Raw genomic sequence first — 4,334 nt, 5'->3', positions numbered from 1 at the left:
ACCGCCGCACCCGCAAGATCCCCACCCGACACCACACCCCGCGTCACGAACACCAGACGCGAAGCCGCGAACCGGTCATCCGCCAGCCACGACTGGATCACGTCCAGCGCCTTGGCCGTCGCGGCGTGGACGGCCGACACCGTTCCGGTGGGCCCGGTCGTCGGCGGAACGAGCACGATGTCGTGGCCGCCGGCCTCCGCGAGGTCGTCGAGATCGGCGTGCGGCCGGAGCGAGAGTCCGTTGAGGATGCCCTCGGTGTCCTTGCCGAGCAGGGTGAGGGAGCCCGCGGGCTCGCCGGTGAGGCGGATGCCGGCCCAGTCGACCTTGAAGAGGGAATCACGGTCGCCGGTCTGCATCTGCCCGACGGTGATCGGGCGCGCGGTCAGGGACCGTACCGAGGCCACCGGCGCACCGGTCGTGTCCGCGATGGCGATCGACGTGCCGTCCTCGGTGGGACGGATGCGCACCCTCACTTGGGAAGCCCCGGCGGCGTGCAGTGACACTCCGTTCCAGGCGAAGGGGACAGCCCCTTCGTCCGCTCCCCCGCCGCCCAGGAGCGCCGCGTGCAGTGCCGCGTCGAAGAGCGCCGGGTGCAGGCCGTAGGCGTCACCGTCGGTGCCCTCGGGAAGCGTCACCTCGGCGTAGATGTCCCCGCCGAGTTTCCAGGCCGCCCGCAGGCCCTGGAACACCGGGCCGTACGCGAACCCGGCATCCGCGAACCGCTCGTAGCAGCCCGCCACCTCAAGCGGCTCGGCGCCCTGCGGGGGCCACACCGCGGTATCGAACGACACGGCTTCGGTGGCTGGGGCCAGGGCTCCACCGGCATGCAGCGTCCACGGGCCCTCGCCCTCACGCGCATGCACCGACACCGGACGGCGGCCACCGTCATCCGGCTCCCCCACCCACACCTGCACCTGCATCGCGCCGCCCGAGGCGGGCAGCACCAGGGGCGCGGCGAGCGTCAGCTCCTCCACCACATCACAGCCGACCTCATCGGCCGCTCGCAACACCAGTTCCACCAACGCCGTGCCGGGGACGAGGACGGACCCCAGCACCACATGATCCGCCAACCACGGATGCGAGGACACCGACAACCGGCCCGTGAACAGCAAACCACCCGAACCCGCCAGCTCCACCGCCGCACCCAGCAACGGATGCCCCGCCGAGCCCAGACCCGCGAACCGCACGTCGCCCGCACGCACCGCCCCACCCGACGGCCAGAACCGCTCACGCTGGAACGCGTACGTCGGCAGATCCACCCACCGCGCACCCGAACCGGCGAAGACGGCGGACCAGTCGACCGGCACGCCGTGGGTGTGCAGTCGTGCCAGGGCCGTGAGCAGTACCGGCACCTCGGGCCGGTCCTTGCGCAGGACAGGGGCCACTACCGCCTCGTCCGCGGCAGACTCCACGGCGAGGGAGGAGAGGGCGCCGTCAGGGCCCAGCTCCAGGAACGCCTCGACACCCTGCGCGCGCAACGCGCCGACCCCGTCGGCGAACCGCACGGCCTCGCGGACGTGACTGACCCAGTACTCCGCGGTGCACAGCTGCTCCGCGGTGGCGGGCTCGCCGGTGACGTTCGAGACCACGGGGATGCGCGGCGTTCCGTACGTCATGCCGTCGGCGACGGCGCGGAAGTCGTCCAGCATGGGTTCCATGAGTGGTGAGTGGAAGGCGTGCGAGACCCGCAGCCTGCTGGTCTTGCGTCCCTCCCCCTCGAAGTGTGTCTTGATGGCGAGTACCGCGTCCTCGGCGCCCGAGACGACGACCGACGACGGGCCGTTGACGGCCGCGATCGACACCTGCGGCGTCAGATGCGCAAGAACCTCGTCCTCCGCCGCCCGGATCGCCACCATCGCCCCGCCGGCAGGGAGGGCCTGCATCAGCCGGCCGCGTGCCGCGACCAGCGCACAGGCATCCGGGAGGGAGAAAACGCCCGCCACATGCGCCGCGGCGATTTCGCCTACGGAGTGCCCCAGCAACTGGTCCGGGCGCACCCCCCACGACTCCAGCAGGCGGTACAGCGCCACCTCGATCGCGAACAGGGACGCCTGGGCGTACGCGGTCCGGTTCAGCAGCTCCGCGTCCTCACCCCAGACAACGTCCCGCAAAGGACGCTCCAGGTGCTCATCCAGCGCGGCGCACACCGCATCGAACGCCGCCGCGAACACCGGGTGGCGTGCGTGCAGCTCGCGCCCCATGCCGAGGCGTTGCGAACCCTGGCCCGAGAACAAGAACGCCAGCTTGCCCGAACGGGCCCGGTCCTGCGCCGCGATGGAAGCGTCGCTGCGGCCTTCGGCCAGGGCGGACAGCGAACGCAGCAGATCCTCTCGGTTCGCGGCCAGTATCACCGCACGGTGCTGGAACACCGAGCGGCCCGTTGCCAGCGAGTACGCGACATCCGTGACCCGCGGCCCTGGCTCACCGCCCAGCTCACCGTCCAGATGGGACAGCAGCCGTGCCGCCTGGGCTCGCAAGGCCGGCTCGCTCCGGCCCGACAGCAGCACCGGCACCGGCGCCCCGGCCCCGGCTGTCCCGTCTTCGACGGCGTCCGGTTCGGCTCCTTCCGCTGCGGCGTCGGCCGCGACCGGTTCGGGCTGCTCCAGGATCACGTGCGCGTTCGTACCACTGATACCGAACGAGGAGACTCCCGCACGGCGCGGCCCCTCCCCCTGCGGCCACTCAGCAGCAGAGGTCAGCAGCTCGACCGCCCCTGCGTCCCAGTCCACATGGGTCGAGGGCTCATCGACGTGCAGTGTCCGCGGAAGCACACCATGGCGCATCGCCAGCACCATCTTGATGACACCCGCGACACCCGACGCCGCCTGCGCGTGACCGATGTTGGACTTCACCGATCCCAGCCTCAGCGGCCGCTCCACCGGACGGCCCTGACCGTAAGTGGCCAGCAGTGCCTGCGCCTCGATCGGATCGCCCAACGACGTACCCGTGCCATGCGCCTCCACCGCATCAACATCCGCAGCCGACAAACCAGCACTCGCCAACGCCTGCCGGATCACCCGCTGCTGCGACGGACCATTCGGCGCCGTCAGACCATTCGACGCACCATCCTGATTCACCGCACTGCCCCGCACCACCGCAAGCACCCGATGCCCATTACGGCGCGCATCCGACAGACGCTCCAGCACGAGCATGCCCACGCCCTCGCCCCAGCCGACACCGTCGGCAGCGTCGGAGAACGCCTTGCAGCGCCCGTCGGGGGAAAGCCCGCCCTGGCGGGTGAACTCCACGAAGGTCAGCGGGGTGGACATCACCGTCACACCGCCCGCGAGCGCCAAGGAGCACTCTCCGGAGCGCAGTGCCTGGGCCGCCAGGTGCAGGGCGACCAGCGACGACGAGCATGCCGTGTCCACCGTGACCGCCGGGCCCTCGAAGCCGAAGGTGTAGGAGACCCGGCCCGAGGCCACACTGCCCGCGCTGCCACTGCCCTGGTACCCCTCGAACTCGCGCCCGGAGAGCAGTTGCGAGTAGTCGTGGTACATCACACCCGCGAAGACGCCGGTGCGGCTGCCGCGGAGGGTGGCCGGGTCCAGTCCGGTGCGCTCCAACGCCTCCCAGGCCGTTTCCAGCAGCAGCCGCTGCTGGGCATCGGTGGTCAGCGCCTCCCGCGGGCTCATCCCGAAGAACTCGGGGTCGAACTCCGCCGCCTCGTACAGGAACCCGCCGGAACGGGTGGCGATGGCGCCTTCCCGGTCGGCGTCGTAGGTGTCGTCGATCTCCCAGCCACGGTCGCCCGGGAAGCCGGAGACGGCGTCCACGCCGTCGGACACCAGCCGCCACAGGTCCTCCGGCGAGGCGACGCCCCCCGGGAAGCGGCAGCTCATGCCGACGATGACGACCGGATCGTCCGTCAAAGGCGGCAGGGACGGCAGAGCGGACACCGGGAGTGGCGTCTCCGCCTCCCCTCCGAACAGCTCGTCCAGCAGGTGCCCCGCCAGGGCGTCGGCCGTCGGGTAGTCGAAAACGGTCGTCGCCGGGAGTCGCAGTCCGGTGGCCCTGCCCAGCTGGTTGCGGAGTTCGATCGCGGTCAGGGAGTCGAAGCCCAGGTCCTGGAAGGCCCGGTCCGGGGCGACCGTCTCCGGGCTCGCGTGGCCCAGGACCGTCGCGATCTGACCGCGTACGACATCGAGCAGCGCCTCGCGACGCTCCGCCGTGGTCAGCCCGGCCAGGCGTTGCGTGAGGCCGGAGGCCGCGGGGGAGCCGGAACGGCGGTTCCTCGTGCGGATGAGGGTGCGCAGCAGGGGCTGGGGGTCGCCCTGTGTGCGCAGCGCGGCGAGGTCCAGGCGGACGGGGAGAGCCATGGGCTCGGCGGTCCC

General features: G+C 71.6%; 1 pseudogene. It reads right to left on the bottom strand.

Going from position 1 to position 4,334, the window contains the following annotated elements:
* A pseudogene (locus tag ACZ4Z1_RS42320) lies at positions 1–4,325 on the bottom strand (type I polyketide synthase); the annotation flags it as partial.
* Positions 4,326–4,334 lie beyond the last annotated feature (9 nt).

It is taken from the genome of Streptomyces sp. NPDC030165 (assembly GCF_055573595.1).
This window is presented reverse-complemented; position numbering and strand designations above follow the sequence as displayed.